General features: G+C 43.6%; 20 protein-coding genes and 2 pseudogenes. 11 read left to right on the plus strand and 11 right to left on the minus strand.

Annotation, left to right across the window (positions count from 1 at the left end):
* Position 1 precedes the first annotated feature (1 nt).
* The 3 genes from ACEN2L_RS00950 (at position 2) to ACEN2L_RS00960 (ending at position 3,577) form a co-directional block, all read left to right on the plus strand.
* Entirely contained in the window at positions 2 to 1,021 is a 1,020-nt protein-coding gene (locus tag ACEN2L_RS00950) for a glycoside hydrolase family 43 protein (RefSeq protein ID WP_441741327.1), read from the plus strand.
* A 172-nt stretch (positions 1,022 to 1,193) separates the two neighbouring features.
* Positions 1,194 to 2,339, plus strand: a complete 1,146-nt coding sequence (locus ACEN2L_RS00955; RefSeq protein ID WP_306024062.1) for an endo-1,4-beta-xylanase — start codon at positions 1,194 to 1,196, stop codon at positions 2,337 to 2,339.
* A 131-nt stretch (positions 2,340 to 2,470) separates the two neighbouring features.
* Positions 2,471 to 3,577, plus strand: coding sequence for a hypothetical protein (locus tag ACEN2L_RS00960; protein WP_441741331.1), 1,107 nt, complete (start codon positions 2,471 to 2,473; stop codon positions 3,575 to 3,577).
* 127 nt (positions 3,578 to 3,704) lie between these two features.
* Here the strand turns inward: ACEN2L_RS00960 and ACEN2L_RS00965 are convergent, their stop codons facing one another.
* Positions 3,705 to 4,136: a secondary thiamine-phosphate synthase enzyme YjbQ gene (locus tag ACEN2L_RS00965; RefSeq protein WP_441741333.1), complete on the minus strand. Its 432-nt coding sequence runs from the start codon at positions 4,134 to 4,136 to the stop codon at positions 3,705 to 3,707.
* Between the two features lie 218 nt (positions 4,137 to 4,354).
* Here ACEN2L_RS00965 and ACEN2L_RS00970 point away from each other — a divergent pair, with 218 nt between their 5' ends.
* Positions 4,355 to 5,467, plus strand: a complete 1,113-nt coding sequence (locus tag ACEN2L_RS00970; RefSeq protein ID WP_441741336.1) for a phosphoserine transaminase — start codon at positions 4,355 to 4,357, stop codon at positions 5,465 to 5,467.
* Positions 5,468 to 5,514: 47 nt separating this feature from the next.
* Here the strand turns inward: ACEN2L_RS00970 and ACEN2L_RS00975 are convergent, their stop codons facing one another.
* Both ACEN2L_RS00975 and ACEN2L_RS00980 read right to left on the minus strand, forming a co-directional pair.
* Positions 5,515 to 7,020: an SLC13 family permease gene (locus ACEN2L_RS00975; RefSeq protein WP_441741339.1), complete on the minus strand. Its 1,506-nt coding sequence runs from the start codon at positions 7,018 to 7,020 to the stop codon at positions 5,515 to 5,517.
* Positions 7,021 to 7,127: 107 nt separating this feature from the next.
* Positions 7,128 to 8,348 (minus strand): FAD-dependent oxidoreductase, encoded by a 1,221-nt coding sequence (locus tag ACEN2L_RS00980; protein ID WP_441741342.1) that lies wholly within the window; start codon positions 8,346 to 8,348, stop codon positions 7,128 to 7,130.
* A gap of 267 nt (positions 8,349 to 8,615) precedes the next feature.
* On the opposite strand from ACEN2L_RS00980, the gene ACEN2L_RS00985 reads away from it, so the two are divergent.
* From ACEN2L_RS00985 to ACEN2L_RS00995, 3 genes are all read left to right on the plus strand, one after another.
* Positions 8,616 to 10,154, plus strand: a complete 1,539-nt coding sequence (locus tag ACEN2L_RS00985; RefSeq protein WP_441741345.1) for a methyl-accepting chemotaxis protein — start codon at positions 8,616 to 8,618, stop codon at positions 10,152 to 10,154.
* Between the two features lie 121 nt (positions 10,155 to 10,275).
* Positions 10,276 to 10,782 carry a YgjP-like metallopeptidase domain-containing protein gene (locus ACEN2L_RS00990; RefSeq protein ID WP_441741348.1) on the plus strand — a complete coding sequence of 169 codons (507 nt, stop codon included), beginning with the start codon at positions 10,276 to 10,278 and terminating at the stop codon, positions 10,780 to 10,782.
* Positions 10,783 to 10,894: 112 nt separating this feature from the next.
* Positions 10,895 to 11,254 (plus strand): YacL family protein, encoded by a 360-nt coding sequence (locus ACEN2L_RS00995; protein ID WP_441741351.1) that lies wholly within the window; start codon positions 10,895 to 10,897, stop codon positions 11,252 to 11,254.
* A 340-nt stretch (positions 11,255 to 11,594) separates the two neighbouring features.
* Here ACEN2L_RS00995 and gnd read toward each other — a convergent pair whose 3' ends face one another.
* Entirely contained in the window at positions 11,595 to 13,049 is a 1,455-nt protein-coding gene (gnd, locus tag ACEN2L_RS01000; RefSeq protein WP_441741354.1) for a decarboxylating NADP(+)-dependent phosphogluconate dehydrogenase, read from the minus strand.
* A 379-nt stretch (positions 13,050 to 13,428) separates the two neighbouring features.
* Between gnd and ACEN2L_RS01005 the strand changes: the two genes are divergently transcribed.
* Complete coding sequence (locus ACEN2L_RS01005) at positions 13,429 to 14,418, plus strand: NAD-dependent epimerase/dehydratase family protein (protein WP_441741357.1); 990 nt, start codon at positions 13,429 to 13,431, stop codon at positions 14,416 to 14,418.
* 200 nt (positions 14,419 to 14,618) lie between these two features.
* Positions 14,619 to 14,783: pseudogene (locus ACEN2L_RS01010) on the plus strand (ATP-binding protein); the annotation flags it as partial.
* 41 nt (positions 14,784 to 14,824) lie between these two features.
* Here ACEN2L_RS01010 and ACEN2L_RS01015 read toward each other — a convergent pair.
* Both ACEN2L_RS01015 and ACEN2L_RS01020 read right to left on the minus strand, forming a co-directional pair.
* Positions 14,825 to 15,220 (minus strand): CZB domain-containing protein, encoded by a 396-nt coding sequence (locus ACEN2L_RS01015; protein WP_441741684.1) that lies wholly within the window; start codon positions 15,218 to 15,220, stop codon positions 14,825 to 14,827.
* A 21-nt stretch (positions 15,221 to 15,241) separates the two neighbouring features.
* A pseudogene (locus ACEN2L_RS01020) lies at positions 15,242 to 15,919 on the minus strand (methyl-accepting chemotaxis protein); the annotation flags it as partial.
* 501 nt (positions 15,920 to 16,420) lie between these two features.
* Between ACEN2L_RS01020 and ACEN2L_RS01025 the strand changes: the two are divergent.
* The gene (locus tag ACEN2L_RS01025) at positions 16,421 to 17,362 is read left to right on the plus strand and encodes a hypothetical protein (RefSeq protein ID WP_441741360.1); all 942 of its coding nucleotides are present in this window, start codon (positions 16,421 to 16,423) and stop codon (positions 17,360 to 17,362) included.
* A gap of 64 nt (positions 17,363 to 17,426) precedes the next feature.
* On the opposite strand, the gene ACEN2L_RS01030 is transcribed toward ACEN2L_RS01025, so the two are convergent.
* From ACEN2L_RS01030 to ACEN2L_RS01040, 3 genes are read right to left on the minus strand one after another with little or no spacing between them, the layout of a single operon-like run.
* Positions 17,427 to 17,942 carry a CC0125/CC1285 family lipoprotein gene (locus ACEN2L_RS01030; RefSeq protein ID WP_441741363.1) on the minus strand — a complete coding sequence of 172 codons (516 nt, stop codon included), beginning with the start codon at positions 17,940 to 17,942 and terminating at the stop codon, positions 17,427 to 17,429.
* Between the two features lie 14 nt (positions 17,943 to 17,956).
* A complete protein-coding gene (locus ACEN2L_RS01035) occupies positions 17,957 to 18,688 on the minus strand; it encodes an anti-sigma factor family protein (RefSeq protein WP_441741366.1) in 732 nt (243 codons plus the stop codon).
* Positions 18,685 to 19,176 carry an RNA polymerase sigma factor gene (locus ACEN2L_RS01040; RefSeq protein WP_306023039.1) on the minus strand — a complete coding sequence of 164 codons (492 nt, stop codon included), beginning with the start codon at positions 19,174 to 19,176 and terminating at the stop codon, positions 18,685 to 18,687. Before ACEN2L_RS01040 ends, ACEN2L_RS01035 begins: the two co-directional genes overlap by 4 nt.
* A gap of 123 nt (positions 19,177 to 19,299) precedes the next feature.
* Between ACEN2L_RS01040 and ACEN2L_RS01045 the strand changes: the two genes are divergently transcribed.
* Entirely contained in the window at positions 19,300 to 20,625 is a 1,326-nt protein-coding gene (locus ACEN2L_RS01045) for a S8 family serine peptidase (RefSeq protein WP_441741369.1), read from the plus strand.
* 19 nt (positions 20,626 to 20,644) lie between these two features.
* On the opposite strand, the gene ACEN2L_RS01050 is transcribed toward ACEN2L_RS01045, so the two are convergent.
* Both ACEN2L_RS01050 and ACEN2L_RS01055 read right to left on the minus strand, forming a co-directional pair.
* On the minus strand, positions 20,645 to 21,553 hold the full coding sequence (locus ACEN2L_RS01050; protein ID WP_441741372.1) for a hypothetical protein: 909 nt from the start codon (positions 21,551 to 21,553) through the stop codon (positions 20,645 to 20,647).
* A 64-nt stretch (positions 21,554 to 21,617) separates the two neighbouring features.
* Positions 21,618 to 22,478, minus strand: a complete 861-nt coding sequence (locus ACEN2L_RS01055) for a hypothetical protein (RefSeq protein WP_441741375.1) — start codon at positions 22,476 to 22,478, stop codon at positions 21,618 to 21,620.
* Positions 22,479 to 22,583: the final 105 nt, after the last annotated feature.

Raw genomic sequence — 22,583 nt, forward strand, 5'->3', positions numbered from 1 at the left:
TATGTCTGAAGAATTACTACCTCAAGAAGCCTTGCAAGCCCTAAGAGCAAAGGCGATTTCACAGCCTTTAGTGGACAACATTTACACCGCGGATCCTTCGGCGCACGTGTTTGATGGCAAGATTTATATTTACCCTTCTCACGACATCGAAGCGGGCATTCCCTTTAATGACAACGGTGATCATTTTGGGATGGAAGATTACCATGTGATTTCGATGGACTCACCTGATAGCGTGGCAGTCGACAACGGCGTAGCTCTACACGTTAGAGATGTTCCTTGGGCGGCCAGACAGATGTGGGCACCTGATGCAGCCAAAAAAGGCGATAAATACTATTTCTATTTTCCCGCCAAAAAAGCGGACGATATATTTCAAATTGGCGTAGCAGTAGGTGATTCGCCCATCGGCCCCTTTGTGCCACAGCCTGAACCGATACAAGGGAGTTATACTATCGACCCGGCCGTATTCGAAGATGACGATGGTCAGTACTACATGTATTTTGGTGGCATATGGGGCGGCCAATTACAACACTATCGTAATAATCAATATGATGCGTCTTTGGCTGAGCCTGCAGATGACGAAGCCGCATTAGGGCCAATCATTGCGCGTATGACAGACGATATGCTGGAGTTTGCAGAAACTCCCAAAGAGATCGTAATCCTAGATGAAAATGGTGAACCGTTGCTTGCGGGTGACCATGAGCGTAGATTTTTTGAAGCGTCTTGGATGCATAAATATCAGGGTAAGTACTACTTCTCATACTCAACCGGTAATACCCATTTGTTGTGTTATGCCATTGGCGATAACCCATATGGGCCCTTTACCTACGCAGGCAAAATTTTAGAGCCTGTGCTTGGCTGGACAACCCATCACTCAATTGCTGAATATGAAGGCCGCTGGTATTTGTTTTACCATGATTCAAGTTTGTCTGGAGGCATTACCCATTTACGCTCAGTAAAAATGGCCGAAATTACCTACACAGAAGATGGATTTATCAATACCTTAATACCTTATCGTGCATAAACATCTCACAGTGGCCTGATTACCCAATCAGGCCACTGCCACCAATCGCACTTACAAAAATTTAATAACTAGCTTACAAATAGTCACAATATTCGAATGTGATTAAAGTCCTTACACTCCTCATTTCAACATTGATCATTTAATTACCTTTAACTTAAATAAGAGAGATAAAATGAAAGCTAAGCACTTCCGCTCGCTCGCTGTAAGCGCCATTACGTGCATGTTACTCAGTGCTTGCAGCAATACCGCAAGCGAAACGCAAACCCCTCAGCTGAGCTTAAAAGACGCTTTTAACGATAGTTTTTTAATTGGCACTGCGCTGGGCAATGCACAACTTATGCAGCCAAAGCCACTCACCTCGCAATTAGTGCAGCAACAATTTAATGCGGTGACCCCCGAAAATGACATGAAATGGGAACGTATTCATCCAAGCCCGAATACCTTTGATTTTGCCGCAGCAGATAATTTAGTCGCCGTTGCCGAACAAAATAATATGTATATTACCGGCCATACTTTGTTGTGGCACAGCCAAGTACCTGATTGGGTATTTGAAGATGACATGGGACGCGAAGTCAGTCGCGATGTATTACTATCTCGCTTAAAACATCATATTGATACCGTAGTAGGTCGCTATAAAGGACGTATCCAAAGCTGGGACGTAGTAAATGAAGCGTTAAATGAAGACGGCACCATGCGCGAGTCAAAGTGGTACAAAATTCTGGGCCCAGAGATGCTCGAAAAAGCCTTTGAATACGCACATGCTGCTGACCCTGATGCACAATTGTATTACAACGATTACAATTTATTTAAACCTGAAAAACGCGCTGGCGCAGTTCGTATCATCAAACAATTACAAGCAAAAGGTTTACGCATTGATGGTATTGGCATGCAAGGCCACTACGCCTTCGGCTACCCCGATTTAAACGAAGTGGAAAACTCTATAGTTGCCTATGCGGCCACTGGAGTGAAAGTCATGTTTACTGAATTAGACGTCTCCGTTTTACCCTTTCCAGAAGAAGCGGAAGCTGGAGCAGATGTGAACCAAAACTTTGCCTTACAAGAAAAACTGAATCCGTTTATAAACGGTATTAGTGCTGAGGCAGATGCCACCTTGAGCCGCACATATGTGGATTTATTCTCTATTTTCTTACGTCATAAAAAAGACATTAGTCGTGTGACCTTTTGGGGCACAGACGATGCAATGACATGGCGTAACGATTGGCCAATGAAAGGTCGCAGTGACTACCCCTTATTGTTTGATCGTCAAAGTCAGCCTAAGGCAGCCTACTTTAAGGTGCTTGCTTTGGCTGAAAAATAAGCCATCGATTTGGCCGGCCATATAAGCAGTGTATATGGCCAACTTACTTTATTAAAACCCGCCAATGATGTTGACCTACGTCGCCGCGCAATAAACAATGCCGCAAGTTTGTTGATATTTTGCCAGCCCTAATGAAAAACCAAATAAATCACCGCGCCGTTCAACATATTGCACGCTGCCTAAAGCAAATAGACAGCCATTTTGCTCACCAAGATTTTTATCAGCAAGCCATTATTGGTTTAGACCATCTCGAGCTAAAACAGCGTGTAAGCCACATAATAACGGCATTACACCGATATTTACCCGCAGAGTTTACTCAAGCAGCAGCCATACTCAAACAATTGCCCAATGTGTGGCAAAACAATGACCCCAACAGCACTATCAGTCGTTTTGCCGCATGGCCACTCATTGACTACGCCAGTGTATATGGCCTAAGCCATCCACACATTGCCTTAGACCTGCTTAAAACCTTGACTCATTTGTTCAGTGCTGAGTTTGCCATTCGTCCTTTTATCATTGAACATCCCGACTACTGCCACAGTCAGTTTACGCTTTGGCTGAAACATGAAGATGAACACGTACGCAGATTAGTTTCGGAAGGAACTCGTCCACGTCTACCTTGGGGCATGCAGCTCAAGGATTTTATGTACAATCCACAGGCTAATTTGCCCTTTTTAACCGCTTTGAAAGAAGATGAAAGCATGTATGTCAGGCGTTCGGTAGCCAATCATCTAAATGACATCAGCAAAGACAACCCTGAGGTAGTAGTTAATATTTGCCAAAGCTGGCTGGGCAATGCTAGCAACAATGACAAGGTACATTGGATAATTAAACATGCGACGCGTAGTTTGGTTAAAGCCGGCGACCAAAAGATATTAAATTTATTAGGCTACCCCTCGCACACCCAACTCGCACCAATTAAATTAACGCTCCCAAAAGAAAAACTGCACCTAGGTGACTCTCTTGAATTTCAATTTGAGCTTGGCTCCACCAGCAACAAAGCACAAAATATAGTGGTTGATTTTGCCATTCATTTCGTTAAAGCAAAGGGCCAACGCCAAGCCAAAGTATTTAAATTAAGGTCACTTACTCTCGCACCTAACACCACTATCTCCCTACAAAAACGCCACAACATAAAACCCATCTCCACACGGCGATATTATGCGGGCACCCACATGTTAGAAATCTTAATAAATGGCCAGTCACTCGCTAGTAAGGAGTTTGAACTCAAGGTGTAAATTAGCACTAAAAAACTTAGGGTTCAGACCAATCTGCGCCATCGCGATATTCTTTTTACTCAGTAAGCGAAAGATGCCTTAAACGCCTAATTACAATCCCTATCTCCCTTCTTCTTACCTTAAGCGCTTACGTTTTTTGCATCTCACCTTGGATGGTCACCAGTAACGTCCGCGAGCCCCCATGGTTGCGATGTTCACATAAATAGATACCTTGCCAAATGCCCATATTTAATCGCCCTGATGTTAGAGGAATGGTGACGCTTGCACCTAATATACTGCTTTTTAAATGCGCAGGCATATCATCACTGCCCTCATCGACATGCTGATAGTACGGCTCATCTTCAGGCACGGCATGATTAAAGTAGCGCTCAAAATCACCGCGTACTGTTGGGTCCGCATTTTCATTGATAGTCAAAGAGGCCGAGGTATGTTTAATAAAGACGTGTAGTAAACCAATGGCCACAGTTCTCAGTTCAGGTAATTGTGTCATCACCTCTTGTGTAATTAAGTGAAACCCTCTTCTTTTGGGGCCGAGTCTTATTTCTTTTTGCAACCACATATACTACTCCACCTTCGATCACTGAGCCTTAGGGTAACACCGTTTAATAGTGCTGCTACATGCAGATTTTTTAAAGAATGTCTCCTTGTACAATCTTAGTATCGGTAATATTCACACTTAGTTCTAGCTCATTTCACTTGAATATTTGCTCGTTAATTTAAAGCGCTATAAGCTAGAATATCACCTACAACACTTGACTAGAATTGCCTGAGAGCCACATGCATCCTTCAATAAAACCCGCTAATCCCAATTTTTCTTCTGGCCCTTGTGCTAAGCGCCCAGGTTATGATGTCAGTCAGCTTGATTTAAGCGTTTTGGGCCGTTCTCATCGTGCGCCCATTGGCAAAAAAGCCTTAGAAAAAGCCTGTTTAGATACCGCCCGCATTTTGGGTTTGCCAGCAGGTTATCGTGTTGCGGTGGTGCCTGCTTCAGACACCGGAGCCATGGAAATGGCCATGTGGTCGATGCTCGGACAACGCCCAGTTGATGTGGTGTATTGGGAGTCTTTTGGACAAGGTTGGGCCACCGACATTAACAAACAATTAAAGCTCGACAATGTGCGTACCTTTTATGCTGACTATGGTCAGCTACCCGATTTAGCGAAGGTAAACACTGACCACGATGTGGTATTTACATGGAACGGTACGACTTCGGGTGTCAAAGTACCCAATGCTGATTGGATAGCGGATGATCGCCAAGGCCTGACCTTTTGTGATGCCACCTCAGCGGTATTTGCTCAAGACATGGATTGGGCAAAACTGGATGTGATTACCTATAGTTGGCAAAAAGTATTGGGCGGTGAAGGCGGCCATGGCATGCTGATATTGAGCCCTCGTGCGGTTGAACGGCTTGAGAGCTATACCCCAAACTGGCCGTTGCCTAAGATATTCCGTATGACCAGCGGCGGCAAATTAATTGAAGACTTATTCTTAGGCGCAACCATTAACACCCCGTCAATGTTATGCGTTGTGGATTATCTTGATGCATTACAGTGGGTCGAATCTATTGGCGGCGTAGCCGCCACCATCGCGCGCAGTAAACAAAATTTAGCCAGTTTAGAAACCTTTATTGAAGCCCGTGACTGGATCGATTTTTTAGCTTCAGACGAAAGTATACGTTCAAACACGAGCGTGTGTTTACGCTTAAATTTAGCGCCTGAGCAAGTAAAGGCTTTAATTAAATTACTTGAGCAACATGAGGTGGCATTTGATATCAGCCCCTATCGTGATGCGCCCGCGGGCTTGCGCATTTGGTGCGGTGCCACAATAGAAAATAATGACATTGAAGCCTTGTTACCTTGGTTAGACTGGGCTTATCAACAAGTAAAATAAACTAAGTGCTTTGGAGTGGTCGGCCTATGTCGACCACTTCGAATTGCCTAAGAAAAAATATACGGTGACCACCACACTGTTGCGGCCGTTAGCAGTGCCATGCCGATCATATTTAATAACACGCCCACTTTCACCATTTGCGGAATGGTTAATTTGCCTGAGGCAAACACAATCGCATTAGGTGCGGTGGCAACAGGCAACATAAAAGCACAGCTTGCTGCAAGTGTAATGGGGATACACAGCAACAAAGGCGATATATCAAGTTGTAAAGCAACGGCGGCCATAACCGGTAAAAAAGTGGCAGTGGTGGCTAGATTACTGGTTAGCTCTGTTAAAAATATCACTACGCCAGTAGCGGCGATAATTAAAGTCAGTATGCCAAAACTCCCCAAGGGCATTAAACTCTCACCCAGCCACTGCGCTAAACCAGAAGAAGACACACTGGCAGCTAAACTCAATCCACCGCCAAATAAAATCAATACTCCCCAAGGTAATTGGTGAGTTTGCTCCCAGGTCATGAGTTTTTCAAAAGGGCTAGGTTGAGAATGACCTGAACGGACGGGCACTCCGCCATTTGGGATCACAAACAATAAAATCGCTGCCGTCATTACAATACCCGGATCACTCAAATAATCGATGTTGAACCAGGTTGCTAACGGCCGGCGCATGATCCAAAACACAATGACTAAACAAAAAAGGATGGCCACACGCTTCTCTGGCTTCGTGATAACGCCTAATTCTCGTCTCAAGGCTTGGATGTGGTTTTGAGTTTGCTGGCTGGCGGGGATATCCACTTTAAACACCACTCGCGTTAACAACACCCAAGTGATGGGTAACATGCAACACATAATCGGCACGCCCAAAGCCATCCATCTTGCAAACGACATTTCGATGCCGTAGTTATCTTGAATAAAGGCAGCTAACAAAGCATTAGGTGGTGTTCCGACTAAAGTAGACATACCGCCTATAGTGGCGGCATAAGCCAAACCTAACAACATCGCCACTTGAAAGGCGCCTTTGCGTTTAGCACTTAAGCCTTCAATGTTATCAGCAATGACGGTCGTAACCGATAAGGCAATAGGCAGCAACATCATGGTAGTCGAGGTATTGGTCATCCACATGGATAACAGTGCCGCCACCAGCATAAATCCCCCAATTAAACGTTTTCCGTTAGTACCGGTCACGCTCAAAATACTCAGCGCTATGCGTTTATGTAAGTTCCAGCGCTCTACCGCCAACGCTAACAAAAAAGCACCTAAAAACAGGAAGATAATCGGATTAGCATAGCCTGATGTTGCATCTTTAAGACTGGCAATACCTAACATAGGAAAGGCGACGATGGGTAAAAGTGCGGTCGCAGGAACAGGAATAGCTTCTGTTGCCCACCAAATGGCCATCCATAAGCTTACCGCCGCGGTATACCAAGCGGCTTGACTCATGGTTTGCTGAGGAATAAGAATAAAGAGCAAAAAAACCAAGGGGCCGAGAATCAAACCGATGTCTTGATAGCGCCCTCTCTCACGGTTAGTTGAGCGAATGATTTGATCTTGCATTGTTTAAATCACCATAAGCAAAAGGTAATGCATGCTTGAAATGTATATTGAGCATAACATGCAAAAGTGCCTTAGGCGCTATTGATGCCTGTCATTAAACGCTGAACTCATTCATTATCTAAGGCGGCCTTAACATCATAGGCATATATAGTGTGCAATTGTTTAGCTGCTAACACAGAACTTATATTTGCGGCAGATAAGCCTGCTAATACCTTAAGCTTTACCCGGCTTACCCCATCACTCATATGATATAAGGCTGCATTTTGGCGGGCTTTTAACTGAATTTTACCCGTTCGCTTAAGGCGAGCAGCTTGATACGTTTGTAGGGCAAGCTCACTGTTTGGATATTTTTTTAACAGACCTGCCAACATATAGGCATCTTCAATTGCCATTGCGGCTCCTTGGGCTAAAAACGGCAACATCGGATGACATGCATCACCCAACAAGGTGACATTTTTATCTGTCCACGTTGTCAGCGGGTCGCGGTCATGTAAGGCCCAAACAAAGGTTTTTTGGGTGGCGGCCAGAATTTCTTGCACCTCAGGATGCCAATCACTAAACAATGAACGAAGTGTTGCTATATCACCCTCTTGGGTCCAAGATTCTTGCTGCCACTTGCTGCGTTCTTCAACAGCAACAAAATTAACCAGAGCGCCACCTCGCAGATAGTAGCTCACAAAATGTTTACCCGGACCAACCCAAAGATTCGCATTCGGCTCTACCAAGTTTGCTGGCAAATCACTTGTTTTTACCGTCCCGCGCCACGCCACTTGCCCAGTAAACCTAGCCTGAGAATCCAGACCCGCATTTGCCAATAAAGTCGCCTGCACATTTGAATGAATACCATCGGCACCAACCACTAAGTCATAGGCGGCTACGTCACCATTGGCTAAAATCAACCTTACTGCGTCGCTGTCATTTTGCTGAACGTAAGTCGTAATGACACTGCCTAATTTGATACTAATTTGCAGTTGCTGGCAGGCGTTGAGTAACACCTTGTGTAGATCAGCGCGGTGCACATGCCAATACTCAGCACCAAACTGGCGTAAACAGGCCTTCCCTAACGGCACTGAAAAGTACCTTTTACCACTATTAAAGTGACGCATCACAGCGTTTTCTGGACTAAACGCGTATCGAGACAACGATTCAGCCACACCAAGTTGATGCAATACGTGCATGGCGTTTGGGCTTAATTGTAAGCCTGCACCGACTTCAGAAAGGGTTGAAGCTTGTTCATAAACAGTGACATTAAAACCCTGTTTAACCAGTGCTAAGGCACAACTTAAGCCGCCAATTCCAGCCCCAACAACGGCAATGTTCTTAATCACGTGCTCACCTTAGGTGCATGAAAATCATGCTGTATTTCAAATAATTAGTACCAAAAAACTATCACAATTATAAATCACATTTAATTTTGACAATTATCAATATACACATAGTCTTAATGAATAGCGCAATGATGTTGACTTCAAGTGCAACTTGGAACACATCTTATCCAGAATCTCTTCGCAGCACTATATCTTGTATGGTTAAAAACTAAGGTATAACTAGTGTGCGCCGATAAAAAATCATCTAACGACAGTGGGAATACTTGCATGTCAAAGCGGAACCAAAATATTATCAATGAAGAAGTAAAGTTCAACCAAGGCGAAGAGTTAGTCTCGGTAACCGATACCCGAGGCGTTATTCTTTATGCAAATCCCCAGTTTTGTCAGATAGCAGGTTACACCGTTGAGGAGCTGATAGGGCAAAACCACAATGTGGTACGTCATCCCGATATGCCCAAAGCGGCGTTTGCTGATATGTGGGACAAACTTAAAGCGAAACAAGCATGGCGCGGTGCAGTAAAAAATCGCTGTAAAGACGGGCGTTATTATTGGGTTGATGCTTTTGTTACACCGGTTTACGAAAAAAACCAACTCACTGGCTATCAATCGGTACGCACAGTGTTAAAGCCTGAATTCAGAGACCGGGCCGAAAGCCTCTACAGTAAATTAAATACTCAGAACACCTCAGCACAGTCCTTGAGTGCAATGAGTAATACCAAAGACATTATTTTTATAGTTGCTGCTTTAGTTTTGGCTTCAGCCGCTATATTTTTTCCTGTATTCGCTTTTGTATTAGTTGCCCTACCCTACTTAGTGTTTAAAGGCGAATTATTTGATTTAAGACGCTACTTAAAAGAACAACAAGAAAGTTATGACAGTGTTTCAAGACTGATCTATTCGGGTGATGGCGTAAGCAGCGTGGCTGACTACTCGAAGAAAATGGATGAGGGTCGAATCAAAACCATTTTAGGCAGAGTTGTCGATGGTACCGATACCTTAAAGGCCGGTGTACTTTTATTGAAAAACGCTTCAATTGAGGCCAAAAAAGGCGTTGAAAAAGAAGCTAACGAGCTGCATCAAGTGGTTACCGCCATTGAAGAGATGGTTGCTTCAATCAGTGAAGTTGCAACGAATACCGTAAGCACTTCGAAAAAAGTAGAGTCTGTGCATAAAGATTGTAAAGTCGCCACTGACTCGATGACACGCACCATGAATAAAGTGTCAGATCTTGCTGAGGATGTCTCTAAGTCAGCCAGCGCCGCATCAGAGCTGGCCAACGAAGCTGAAAAAATTGGCAATATCATGCAAGAAATCCAAGGTATTGCTGACCAAACTAACTTACTGGCGTTAAATGCAGCCATTGAAGCGGCTCGTGCCGGTGAACAAGGTCGCGGTTTTGCTGTGGTAGCGGACGAGGTCAGAGCCCTATCAAGCCGTACTCAAAAAGCCACAGAGCAAATCCAAACTTCAGTTAACGAAATTCAGACCACGCTAATGACGTGGTCGAAAACGATGCACACAGGCAAAGATGCCGCTGAAGACTGCGTAAAAGAAACCAGCGAAACTCGTAACCTTGTGTTTAAAGTGTATGATGATGTGTCAATTATTGCTGATTTAGCGGCGCAGATATCGACCGCTTCTGAAGAACAAAGCATGGTTTCCCAAGAGATAAGCCGCAATCTCACCAACATTAATGATGCCTCTAAAATAAATCTTGAGCAGGCAAATATCGTCGAACACGAATCAAACGTAATGGAAAAACGCGCTGATGCACTTGCCTCTTTGGGCTTAACCTTTAGACAATAATCACTTCAAAGGCCTGTGCTGTTTATAGGTCGCACAGGCCCTTAGCGACCTTCATAAAATAAGTACGCGGCAGACCAATAACTAAGGTAAAATTGCGCAAAAATGTTTATTTAGTTTATGTATGTCGGATTCACTGCCCTATCTCGCGCATTATGCCCCACACATTCAGCAGCAAATTGCAGACTTAATTGAAAAACAACAATTAGCTGACTGGCTACGAAGTAAGTATTCAAAAGTGCATAATGTGGCCAATGACAGCGACCTGCGCGATTATGTCATTGAGCTAAAAAATCACTATATGAAAAAAACTCAGCCGCTGAGCAAAGTGATGTACGACAGCAAGATCCACATTATTAATCAGGCTTTGGGCTTACACAGTTATGTGTCTCGCGTGCAGGGCGGCAAGCTTAAAAGTAAAAATGAGCTGCGGGTCAGCACCTTATTTAAGAATACGCCCGAGCCATTTTTAAACATGATTGTGGTGCATGAGTTAGCGCACTTAAAAGAAAAACAACACAACAAGGCCTTTTATCAGCTTTGCCAACACATGTTACCTAATTATCATCAACTCGAATTTGAAGTGCGCGTATACTTAACTGAATTAGACCGCAGCGGAAACGTTTTTTAACACGACATGTCTTATCAAGACTTGAGCTTACATAAGATAATTAACCACAAGCCTCTAAAGATACGTTTCCGCAAGACCATAGCTATTACTGACTTATAGAAGTGAACGATTCATGGATTACCAATTTTTTCGAGACACAGGCAGTACGCCTTTTGCAAAATGTGAAGTGACCGCTTTTGGTGATTGGCTGACTCATGATGTGGGTGAAGATAAGCACATAATCGACACTCTCCTAGCCTTAGTTGACTCATTGCAGCAACTAAAACAAAAAGAGGCGGAATTTATTGGCAAGGACTACCGCTTGCAACTAAATCAATATGAAGTAGAAATTGCTGCTCTGTTTGTTGGTTTCGCCGATGAAGACGCGCTTCCCGAGGGAACGGAGTTTGAAGATCCCTTATTAGAGGGCTGCGGGCTGGATGACTTTCATCATTTAATACTGGCATGGCAAGATTTTATCAGTGAGCAATAGCGCATTACGGTTTTACTCTCACCACTTTGGTGAGGCGGGCCCTTAAATCTCACTGATATCGTGCATAAATGTAACGTCAGCAAACAACGTCAAAAGTAAATCATTGATTTTAAACAACAAAAAGTATTGGCACAGAGTCTGCTAAGTATATATCAATGCGCAGTGTATTCGATTAGTTCGGGGAATCACTTGTTGCATTGCGACAGTGGTACACATATAAAAATAAATAACAGTGGCTAACGAATAAACTCGCTAAAAACGCAAAAGGCCTAAGCAACTTAGTTGCTTAGGCCTTTTGTTTACTTGATGACTACGAAATTAAATAAACGCATCAACCCTATTAGGCATTGTAAGTAGAAGAAGCGGTATTGCCGCCTCGACCTGTCCAATTGGTATGGAAAAACTCACCACGAGGTTTGTCTGTGCGCTCATAAGTGTGGGCACCAAAGTAATCACGCTGAGCTTGCAACAAGTTTGCGGGTAAACGCTCCGTGCGGTAGCCATCAAAGTAATTTAGCGCAGCAGTTAAACAAGGTGCAGGTACACCGTTACCAATGGCACTCATGGCCACGCGACGCCAACCTTCTTGTGCTTTAACTACGGTATTAGTGAAATAATCATCTAATAACAAATTATTTAAGGCCGGATTTTTATCGAAGGCGTCTTTTATTTTACCTAAGAAGGCCGAGCGAATAATACAGCCTCCACGCCACATTAACGCAATGCCACCGTAGTTTAGATCCCAGTTAAACTCTTTTGCGGCTTCGCGCATCAAAGTATAACCCTGAGCATAAGAGACGATTTTTGAGGCCAGTACCGCTTGACGCAAATCTTCAATGAAGGCGGCTTTGTCACCGTCAAATTGCTTAACCGGACCACTCAACACTTTAGACGCTTCAACGCGCTCGCTCTTAAGGGCTGAAATACAGCGTGCAAAAACCGACTCAGCGATAAGGGTTAATGGCACCCCTAAATCAAGAGCAATAACCCCTGTCCATTTGCCCGTGCCTTTTTGGCCTGCGGTATCAAGAATTCTTTCCACCAGTGGCGAACCGTCTTCGTCTTTATAGGCCAAAATATCACGAGTAATTTCTACCAAATAACTATCTAATTCAGTGGTATTCCAATGCTTAAAGACTTCATGCATCTCATCAGCTGACATGCCCAGTACTTCTTTCATGATTTGATAGGCTTCACACAACAATTGCATATCACCGTATTCGATACCGTTATGAACCATTTTCACAAAGTGACCTGCGCCGTTTTGTCCCACATAATCACAACAAGGAGAACCGTCATCCACTTTGGCAGAAATAGCTTGAAAAATGGGCTTAACAGACAACCATGCTTCCTCTGAACCACCTGGCATAATTGACGGACCAGTTAAGGCGCCTTCTTCTCCGCCAGATACACCCGCACCAACAAAATGAATGCCTAAGTCAGCCAAGTATTTTTCGCGACGGATGGTGTCAGGGAAATGGGTATTACCACCATCGATGATGATGTCGCCTTTATCTAAATATGGAATGAGCTGTTCTATAGTCGCATCAACCGGTGCGCCTGATTTAACCATGATCATCACTTTGCGAGGACGTTCAAGAGATTGCACTAACTCTTCAACAGAATAAGCGCCACGAATAGACAAACCTTTGGCGCGACCATTGACAAAGTTTTCTACTTTATCAGTCGAACGGTTATAAGCCGTAACGGTAAAACCTTTACTAGCCATATTAAGAATTAGGTTTTCACCCATAACAGCAAGGCCTATTAGGCCAATATCAGATAGAGTTTTCATAGCGTTCCAATTTTAACTTGAATGACGGTTCGCGAGAGCCGAGGTTACTCTCATTTACTTCACCTCTGCTTCAACACAATTCGATGGCACAATATTAATAACATTACCGGCTTATTTTAACCGTTAAACAAAAGCATAACACCTTTGATTGACATAATAATTCATACATTAATATCTTTATTTTCTAACAAATATAAATATGACTAACAAAAAACAATGTTCTTCTTAACATTGTATTGAGGGCAAAACGAAGGTTAAGCTTTAAGGCAGTCATGTAACGCTGACGTTGATGCGTTAACAAGGTCATCTGTAAGCCATTATGCCCGGCGCTGAACTCGCTTCAGCAAGAGTTGCATCATTCATATCAAAAAGGATCAACATGAAAGTATTATTTATCGGTGGTACGGGCAATATCAGTACAGAAACGAGTCTACGCTGCGTGCAACTGGGTATGGATCTCACCTTACTCACTCGCGGCAACCGAGGGGTAACCATAGCCGGTGCGAATACTATCGTTGGCGACATTAATGAAAAAGCAACACAAGAAATACTCGCAAAACAACACTGGGACGTGGTGGTAAATTGGATCGCCTTTACCGCACAAGACGTAGAGCGAGACATCGGTTTATTTGCCAATAGTACTAAGCAGTACGTTTTTATCAGTTCGGCATCGTGTTACCAAAAACCCGTATCGAATCCCTTCATTACCGAGTCTACCCCCTTGGCAAATCCTTGGTGGTTATATTCAAGAGATAAAATAGCTGGCGAAGATGCCTTGGTAAAGGCCTATCGAGATACGGGTTTTCCGATGGTTATCGTCAGGCCTTCACTGACTTACGATACAGTGATCCCACTGCCTTTTGGTGCATGGACTCATTACAACGTTATCGAACGCATTAAAAGCGGTAAGCCCATTATTGTTCAAGGTGATGGCACCTCTTTATTTACCATCACTCATGCCAGTGACTTTGCCAAAGGATTTGTCGGTTTACTTGGTTTACAACCTGCAATCGGTCATGCTTTTCATATCACTAGCGATGAAAGCCTCAGTTGGGATCAAATCAACCACGCGGTGGCTCAAGCAGTAGGAAAAGAGCCTAATATCGTGCACATTCCCTCAGATTTTATTTGCCACATTGCCCCTGATTACACCGGAACATTGCTGGGTGACAAGTCTCACAGCGTGATTTTTAACAACAGTAAAATTAAACAAGCTGTGCCTGATTTCTGTGCCACTATTCCTTTTAATAGGGGTATTAAAAAAACTCTGGATTGGTTCAGTGAGAAAACCGAACGCCAAATAATCGACGCTAAATCAGAACAGATAACTGACCAAATAATCCTGCAGTATCAGCGCGCACTGGGTTAATTGTGCAATACGAATTGTGCCTATTTGGTGTAGATTTACCCCAAAAGCGAGGTATTTTTTGGACTAACTAGGGCAGGGTTAAAATAGGCGTTATACTGGCTGCATGTGATAGTGTCAGCTGGTATTATGTCTTGGCTCTTAACCCGTGTTTTGCTAACGCCCCTTCGGTTAACCAATAAGAATGCGCACTATTATTCGAACCCTTGTATAGAAAAGATAGTACTAGAACGCGATGCAATTCAGGGGCCGGCTTAGGTTTAGGTATCTGTCGCAATATTCTAGCAGCGCACCAAGGTAACATTTACGCAGCACCTAACACCATTGGCGGTCTATGTATAACAATACAATTGCCCATAATAGAATAGATAGCGACTTGCACCGCAAATGCGCGAGTCGCCTAATTGACTTAGAGGGACTTGGCCTTAGCCTCGATGCTAGTTAATTTATCAAAAACCTGCATGCTGGCTTTTTCCATTCGGCCTAGGGCGTCCGCCACTTTGTCAAGCTGACCGTCAGCCTTCGCTTTTAAGGCTTCTTTACCTGCTTGATGCAGGGCAACATGGGGTTGTTCTAACTGTTTAAATTCATTTAAGTCTGAAAATAAACGTTTACCTTCACCTTCGTTATACCAGCGACCTAAGCGACATTGGCTCTGATCAGCGATATCACTACCGCTCTTTTTAGACTCTCCGCGCAATACTCTGTAAATATCCACTTTCCACACTAAGTGATCTAATTTGACCGTTTGGATAAACGCGCTCAAACTGGCAGCTGAAATCACTTTAGACATACTACGGGCCATCGTTGCGATATCGGTTACCGAATTATTTATATCCGCAGCTGATTGAGACACAGCGGCTGTCTGATCGTTATTTTCGTTGATGTAGGTGGATACTTTAGAGGTTTGCTCTGTTGTAGCAGAAGTTAAAGCCGAGATCTTATCTGACGCTTGTGCAGAACGTCCTGCTAACGTTCTAACTTCATCTGCAACAACCGCAAAACCTCGCCCTTGCTCACCCGCTCTAGCCGCCTCAATAGCTGCATTTAATGCCAATAAATTCGTTTGTGCCGACAGAGATTGTATTTGCGAGACAAAGGATTCAATTTCTAATGCTGACTGCGACAATTTCCCTATTGACTGACTGATTTCACCTGACTTACTGGTTAAATTTTTCAACACATGTACACATTCAGTCAACGTCGTGCTGATGTGGGTAAAATCACTTAAAGAATTTTCTAAACGTAATTTTTCATCGGCAATACGTTGGGCAGAGCTGGCCACTTCTTGGCGCACCGCATCTAGCATGTCTATTGAACCAACAAATAAGGTATTGATCGTGCGCTCAGCTTTTGATTGGATTGCAACGTTTTCAGCCTCGTGTTTCGCTTTTTGCTGGGCTTTTAAAGCGGCATCAAGTCGCGCTGACAAATCATGTTTATCTTTTGTTAGCTCGCTAATTTTTTTTTCTAATTCTTGTATTTTCTGGCGATTTCCAAACATGTATTTTCCTCAAAAGACTTTTGCAGTTCTGTATTGTTATCGAACCATTGAACAATAACATTAGCCACGACACGTAGGTTCAAAACAAGCAATATGACACCTAAAATGGGATTGGTATAAAACGATAAGGGCTTGTTTAGTCTTAAAAATTCAGCAATATCGCTTTTTGCTTATCTTAAGCCCAATAAAGCAACAAATATAGGAAATTGGTAATTAATTATTTTTTGAACAATTTACCCACCATTAAACTTACCAGTAAGCCAGGAATATAGCGTTAAAGAATTATAGAAGTCAGAGCCCCACAGTAATCCGAATATCCATAATGTACTTATAAACAGAATGTTTGGCTAAGTCCTTGCCCGATGAGCATAAGACGATCTAAAACCCTAAAAATCAATAATCTGCAAATATTTTTAAAGCAGACTACACTGATAAAGAAAGAAACTAAAAGCCGTCTGCTTGTAGTTTTTTGAAAATCTATCAGCCAACTAGGATGAGTTAATGTATTGCATTAATCACACCTCTATACGTCCTTACCTCTGCTCAGTAAGTGTATTTTTTCTGTTTATTTTGACCTCAATGCAGGGGCTGGCAAAAAGCGAATATACTGAAATTCATTACCCTAATTCACAGTCGCAATACGACATAAGAGTTAAATACCCCCTAGAATTATTGGCCTTAGCACTGTCTAAATCATCAACCCCCTACAAACTAATAAAGTCGGATGAAGCCACTACTCAAAGCCGCGCCTTAAAACTACTGCACGATGAGGGTGGTTTAGATGTCGTCTGGACCATGACCAACCTTGAACGAGAAAAGGACTTTTTACCTGTCAGGATCCCAATTTTAAAAGGCTTGATTGGCTGGCGTGTATTGATAATAAAAGAACAGAATCAACCATTGTTCGACAACATTAACAACCTAAAACAACTCAAAAAATTAGTCGCTGGGCAAGGACTTGACTGGCCTGATACCGACATTTTGAAAAGTAATGGCTTAGTGGTACAGACCTCTACCAATTACGACCGTTTATTTGAGATGTTGCAAAAAGGTCGCTTTGAATACTTTCCTCGGTCTATCACGGAAGTTTGGCTTGAACTATCACAACGCCCCGAACAACAATTAGCGGCAGAAAAAAAACTGCTACTTTATTACCCAACCGCCATGTATTACTTTGTTAAAAAAGACAACAATAAATTGGCCAATGATATCCAACAAGGTCTTGAAGGGGCAATCGAAGATGGCTCATTTGACACACTGTTCTACACCTATAACCAAGTATTAATTGACAAATCTACGCTTTCAGAACGCACAATCATTACCTTGACCAATCCCCAACTATCAAAAGATACACCATTAGACAACACTGCATTATGGTTTAGCCTACCTAGAGAGCAAATACCCGATACGCCCTTGAATCAAGGTCTTGGATATTTACACTAGGGCGTGCTGATCCTTGCTGTATGAACTTTATTCAAGGCCACATATCAACACGCCCTCCGTTCTTTTACTTTGGTTGAAGATTTTCTAAGACATCAGCCACACTATAGCTCTCCTCATTAGGTTGCATTCCCTTACCCATTCTAACTTCTAGAATACTCTGCACCTCAGTGCGCGCTCGATTGCTAGCCAGTTCAACTCCCATAGTGTTAACCGGTTGGCGGCGCTCAGTACACGTCAGTAAACCACAGTCTCGTGACAAGGTTTGAGCGTGTGTCATGCTCAAACTTGTATTGGGCTTGACTTCTTCTCGGTCTACAAAGGTTTCTCGACTCGTCACAACGTACCAGTCGTAACCTTGCATCTTAGACAATTCAGCGGCTCGAAATAAGGCATGATTTGTCACGGTCAACACATCTTCAGTTGTGCTGGTGTACTGAACGCGATATCTATCATTGGCGACTTTGATATCACTGTAACCATTGCCGCCATTTTTCGCTGCGCGATACTGTGGCCCGCTGGCACAACCGGCCATGATTGAAGCTAAAAATACCATTACTGCAATTAAATACATCTTTTTCATGATCTTATCCTCTTTTAATGACCGTTATTTGCCCAAGCCTTGTTGATGGCTTCACGTTCTTGTTGTTTATTTAATGCTGCTCCCTCTATTATTTGATCGATTACTACATCAAGGAAGGGGTCGCTCTTGCTTGCGGTGCGGTACTGGGCACCGTTTTGTTCTACCTGACTAAAACTAGTGGCTTTAACCTGCCATTTACCATTGCCCAGACAGGCCACGCTATCACTTTGAATGCCATCACTTTGCAAGCTGAATTGTCGGCAATATTGCCCTTGCATATTCCTAAAACTCAAAGTGGGCTGAAGGCGTTGTTGATTCGCTAAAACAAGCGGCTCACCACTGGTTAAACGCGATAATGCCTTAGCAATATCGGGGCTCAGTTCTGCACTTAATCCTGCGGTATCCGACTGACTCAGTTGGCCGATACCGATACCAAAACACAGCGCTATACCTGCAGCTAGGGCTGCATGTTGACTAAAACGTGATTGTAATTTCCCCCACGCACTCATCGATACCACTTTATTTTCCACAGCCGTGTCTTGAAGCAAGGCCGTTATTTTTTCTGGCACCGGATGGCGGTCTATTTCGCAGGCATGAGCTGATACCCATTCGTCCACTTGTGCTAAATCAGCCAAGCGAGTGGCAAGCTCATCGTCAATTAATAGTTGTTCTCGGATAAGCTGCATTTCATCTTCAGGCAATTCTGAGTCTAAAAAAGCAGAGAGTTGTTGATCGCTTATTATCATGCGAAGAGTCCTCCTTGTTGACTTTTTACTATGGTTAAGAGTGATGTTCTAGCGCGAGATAAACGACTCATTACAGTACCAACTGGCACGTCCAAGGTCTCAGCTACTTCTTTATACGATAAACCTTGCACTGCCACTAAGGACAAAATCGAACGTTGGTCATTAGGCAGGGTCTGCATCGCGATATTGACCTGAGCCAGCGTTTCTTTAGCCGCTATGTTTTCTTCATTGTCAGTACAGGCTTCTTCTTGCAACTCAGGGTTTTGAGTTGCAGCCAAACGCACTTTTCGCGCCCTATATTCGTCTATCCACACATTACGGCACACTTTAAAGGCCCATTTGCTGAGTTCGACATCTTCTGGCATTCCACGACTTAATATTTTTTCAATCGTGATTTGCACTATGTCATCTGCGTCGGCCACTGAGCCTGTCAGCGAAAAGGCAAATCGCCGTAACATAGGCAATAAAGTAGTCAGTTGATTTTTCATTTTTATCTCCTCTTTACTATGAAGACGAAGCAACTTTATTTTTATTCCAACACGTTGGAAATATTTTCTATGTTCAAACGTTTTTATGTTTAAGGTACAGTATCAGTAATAAGTGAGGCTAACATGAAACATACATTCACCTGCGCAGTTTTGCTTTGTTTGACTGCGGCTCACGTGAACGCAGAGTTGCTCCCCATTAAGCAAGTGATCTCTCCCATTCAGGGCGTTACAAACACAATTAGGCCCATTGGCCATCAAGTAGATGATGCGTTGCCATTGAAGCCATTTGAGCTCAGTAAACTACTTGATGTCAGTGAAACCATAACCACACCTTTAATGACTTTACCCGACACACTGCCCTTATCTGATGTGACTGGACAATTGATTAACGAAGTCAAATTAGCGGATGGTTCACGAGCAATTGAACGTGAATGGGTGATGCTCAGTGATAAAGATGCGATCAATATTTTACTCAAATACGGGGCACTTATCTCGCAGCAAAAATCGTATCCTGCGCTTGATCTGCACCTTGTAACGTTTACGGTTCCTAGCCACTTAGACTCAAAGTCTGCTTTAAACTCCTTATTACCCCAAGATATAACTCGTACCCTGGACCGCAACCACGTATTTCAAAATCAAAATGAGGGTAGTCGTACTTTAGAGCAAGATGCCGACCCTCAGCACAGCCCGATGTGCCTTGATGAACTTAATATTGGCATGGTTGATACTGCAATTCAGCAAGACCACCCTGCCTTTGCTCACAGCAAAATAACCAGTCGCTATCTTGTCGATTTTAACAACGTTGCGCCGGTCAACCACGGAACCGCAATAGCAGGAACCTTAGTGGGTAAAGGTCAGTATTTTTCTCCTCTGTTGCCCAATGCAACATTGTTTTCCGCTGCGGTGTTTTATAAACAATCTGACTATGCCCAAGGCGCAACCATGTTGAACATCGTTGATGGGTTGAATTGGTTGGCAGAAAAAGGCGTGAAAGTCATTAATATGAGCTTAGCCGGCCCACACAATGACGTACTGGCCTTAGTGATTAACACGCTGGTGGAAGCGGGAACAGTTGTGGTCGCAGCAGCAGGTAACGAAGGACCAGCCGCGGCTCCCATATATCCCGCTGCCTATAAGCAGGTTATTGCCGTCACTGCAATAGACAGGCAACACCACATCTATCGCTGGGCAAATCAAGGTGAGTATATCGATTTTGCAGCACTAGGCGTAAAGGTTTACACCGCGCATGCAAAGGGCGGTGAAGGCCGCGAAACTGGCACCTCCATGGCCTCTCCTGTGGTTGCGGCACTTGCTGCATGTTTGCTAGCGAAGCAAGATCAAACAGATATACGCCAGACTCTAAAAACGCATAGCCTCGATTTGGGCAAACAGGGTAAAGATCCTATTTTTGGCTATGGCTTGCTGCAAAGACCAACACCGTCACGGTAAATATCACGTGAGGCAAGCATTAAAAGTTGGCTTCGAGCGAAATTGAACTCACCGTCTGAGTATAATTTAACGCCGCTAAGGTCGAGTTGTAGTCACTATACTCTACTTTACTGACCACACTAAATTGCGGCCAAAGCGCCAATTGCCACTGTAATTCATAACGTTGTTGTGTGTCTTCACGAGCTGAGTCGTCAGCACGTAGTCTCTGGGCGTAATCGTTGTTCTGATAGCGCCAAGCCAGCTGAAGCTTGCTGGTTTGACCAAGTAACCCAAAAGTTTGTGACATGCCAGCACTAAGACTATTTGCGTTAAAATCAAATTGCGTATCGACGGCCTGTTCTTTTTCAACATTTAATCCGAGAGACAACATCGTGCTACCTTGATTAAAAAATTGAAACAGGTTTAGTCCTACTCCTTGATTAGTGGCGTCACGCGCATTCATGGAGTCGAAGTGTTTCGTTTTATAATTGAATGCAGAACGTAAATAAGTCGTTGGTGTAATATATTTCGCAGCATATAAACTGCTTTGGTTGAGGCGCAGAAAAGCCTGATCTTGTAAAATTGCATAAGCAAAATCATGGCGTATACCAACACTCAGGGCTGCAAAATCGTATTGTCCATCCACGTAAACCTGATGTAAATCCAAATCATAGCCATCAAACTGTTGATAATCTTTGCGCGCAAACAGGTAAGCACCTTGAAGTTTTAGGGCGGGTCTTGCTTGCCATTCGCCTGCTAATTTAGCATGAAAGGTAAATGCCATATCCTGCTCGTTTGAGACTTGGTCAAGTTCAGCCACAATCAAGGTCGAGTTATTCAGTATGCCAAGACTAGCTTGCGCCTCGACACGTTTATCAGGGGCTTGCGCTACACTGTACGCCGATGCCGACAAAGACAATAATACAGCTAAGAAATGAGATGTTTTCATGACGAGTAGTCCTACAAAAACGCGCCAGTGTTACGCCACTGACGCTTTGAATTACAAGGGGGGATTAAAGGCCTAGATTTAAGCTATTCGTTACGCTATTGCTGACTTCACTGGCGGTTTGTAACTGCACAGCACTGGCAATTTGTTGCGATACTACCTGACTAACTTGCCCAGTAACCTGTTGTTGAATAACCTGCTCTGAGGCGCCACTCAAACTGTTGTCTATCACACCAACTATCGACTGATTGATTGATTGGCTTGCCGTTGTAGAGGCCTCACTTGCCATCCCGCTCACTGCTGTAGTGTGCTGAATAGCTTGCGCAAGATTGATGGAATGTGCGGCACTACTTAATATCGCTGTTGATTCAGACGAGGCGATAGTGTCCAAACCAACCGTATTGCTTGGCGAAGTTTCCATAGTGGCAGAGATAGGATTGTCTAAGGTGACCAAATTAGGCAGGGCGGCAGCATTACCAACTTGAGTAATTTGCGTTACTACCGTTGATGTTCCAGCACTTAGCTCACCCAAAGAAATGGTTGCATTTTGTGCGATGTCGCCACTCTTCGTCAGCAGCGTTTCGACAGATTCAGCTGAATCTGAGGCATTTTCTGACGCCGTTTCATCATTTGGCGCATCCACCGCGGTGTCATTCGTCACCTGGCCAGAAGAGTCACCTTGTGCTGACACATCTCCACCGTCGCTCTGCGCATTGATGCCAGTTGCAGTGCCATTATTAGCGTTGAGGTCGGTATCACTTTGCAAGTGATTTTGCTCTGTATTAGCCGCAGACGAACTAACTTGCTGCTGAGTATTTATCGAGGTGTTGACCGCAACACTTTGCTCAAACGTTGCGGCGCTAAGCCCCAAACTGGTGGTCAAGCTTAATAGGCCAAGCAGTGATGAAATTTTATTGAACTTAGTCATTGTAGTTTCCTCTAGGTTTATGTGAATGACACCTAGATAACGCTTGGCAACTGTATTTTATTCCTTTTAAAGTTCGTTTTTTCTCATAAACTTGAAAATTACAAG

The organism is Flavobacterium sp. W21_SRS_FM6 (genome assembly GCF_052119645.1).
Taxonomy (GTDB): Bacteria; Pseudomonadota; Gammaproteobacteria; order Enterobacterales; family Alteromonadaceae; genus Paraglaciecola.

What these genes read in the sequence shown, in the direction of transcription:
- ACEN2L_RS00950 (WP_441741327.1), top strand. Translation starts at nt 2, where the DNA reads ATGTCTGAAGAATTACTACCTCAAGAAGCCTTGCAAGCCCTAAGAGCA.
- ACEN2L_RS00955 (WP_306024062.1), top strand. Translation starts at nt 1,194, where the DNA reads ATGAAAGCTAAGCACTTCCGCTCGCTCGCTGTAAGCGCCATTACGTGC.
- ACEN2L_RS00960 (WP_441741331.1), top strand. Translation starts at nt 2,471, where the DNA reads ATGAAAAACCAAATAAATCACCGCGCCGTTCAACATATTGCACGCTGC.
- ACEN2L_RS00965 (WP_441741333.1), bottom strand. Translation starts at nt 4,136, where the DNA reads ATGTGGTTGCAAAAAGAAATAAGACTCGGCCCCAAAAGAAGAGGGTTT.
- ACEN2L_RS00970 (WP_441741336.1), top strand. Translation starts at nt 4,355, where the DNA reads ATGCATCCTTCAATAAAACCCGCTAATCCCAATTTTTCTTCTGGCCCT.
- ACEN2L_RS00975 (WP_441741339.1), bottom strand. Translation starts at nt 7,020, where the DNA reads ATGCAAGATCAAATCATTCGCTCAACTAACCGTGAGAGAGGGCGCTAT.
- ACEN2L_RS00985 (WP_441741345.1), top strand. Translation starts at nt 8,616, where the DNA reads ATGTCAAAGCGGAACCAAAATATTATCAATGAAGAAGTAAAGTTCAAC.
- ACEN2L_RS00990 (WP_441741348.1), top strand. Translation starts at nt 10,276, where the DNA reads ATGTCGGATTCACTGCCCTATCTCGCGCATTATGCCCCACACATTCAG.
- ACEN2L_RS00995 (WP_441741351.1), top strand. Translation starts at nt 10,895, where the DNA reads ATGGATTACCAATTTTTTCGAGACACAGGCAGTACGCCTTTTGCAAAA.
- gnd (WP_441741354.1), bottom strand. Translation starts at nt 13,049, where the DNA reads ATGAAAACTCTATCTGATATTGGCCTAATAGGCCTTGCTGTTATGGGT.
- ACEN2L_RS01005 (WP_441741357.1), top strand. Translation starts at nt 13,429, where the DNA reads ATGAAAGTATTATTTATCGGTGGTACGGGCAATATCAGTACAGAAACG.
- ACEN2L_RS01015 (WP_441741684.1), bottom strand. Translation starts at nt 15,220, where the DNA reads ATGGCCCGTAGTATGTCTAAAGTGATTTCAGCTGCCAGTTTGAGCGCG.
- ACEN2L_RS01025 (WP_441741360.1), top strand. Translation starts at nt 16,421, where the DNA reads ATGTATTGCATTAATCACACCTCTATACGTCCTTACCTCTGCTCAGTA.
- ACEN2L_RS01030 (WP_441741363.1), bottom strand. Translation starts at nt 17,942, where the DNA reads ATGAAAAAGATGTATTTAATTGCAGTAATGGTATTTTTAGCTTCAATC.
- ACEN2L_RS01035 (WP_441741366.1), bottom strand. Translation starts at nt 18,688, where the DNA reads ATGATAATAAGCGATCAACAACTCTCTGCTTTTTTAGACTCAGAATTG.
- ACEN2L_RS01040 (WP_306023039.1), bottom strand. Translation starts at nt 19,176, where the DNA reads ATGAAAAATCAACTGACTACTTTATTGCCTATGTTACGGCGATTTGCC.
- ACEN2L_RS01045 (WP_441741369.1), top strand. Translation starts at nt 19,300, where the DNA reads ATGAAACATACATTCACCTGCGCAGTTTTGCTTTGTTTGACTGCGGCT.
- ACEN2L_RS01050 (WP_441741372.1), bottom strand. Translation starts at nt 21,553, where the DNA reads ATGAAAACATCTCATTTCTTAGCTGTATTATTGTCTTTGTCGGCATCG.
- ACEN2L_RS01055 (WP_441741375.1), bottom strand. Translation starts at nt 22,478, where the DNA reads ATGACTAAGTTCAATAAAATTTCATCACTGCTTGGCCTATTAAGCTTG.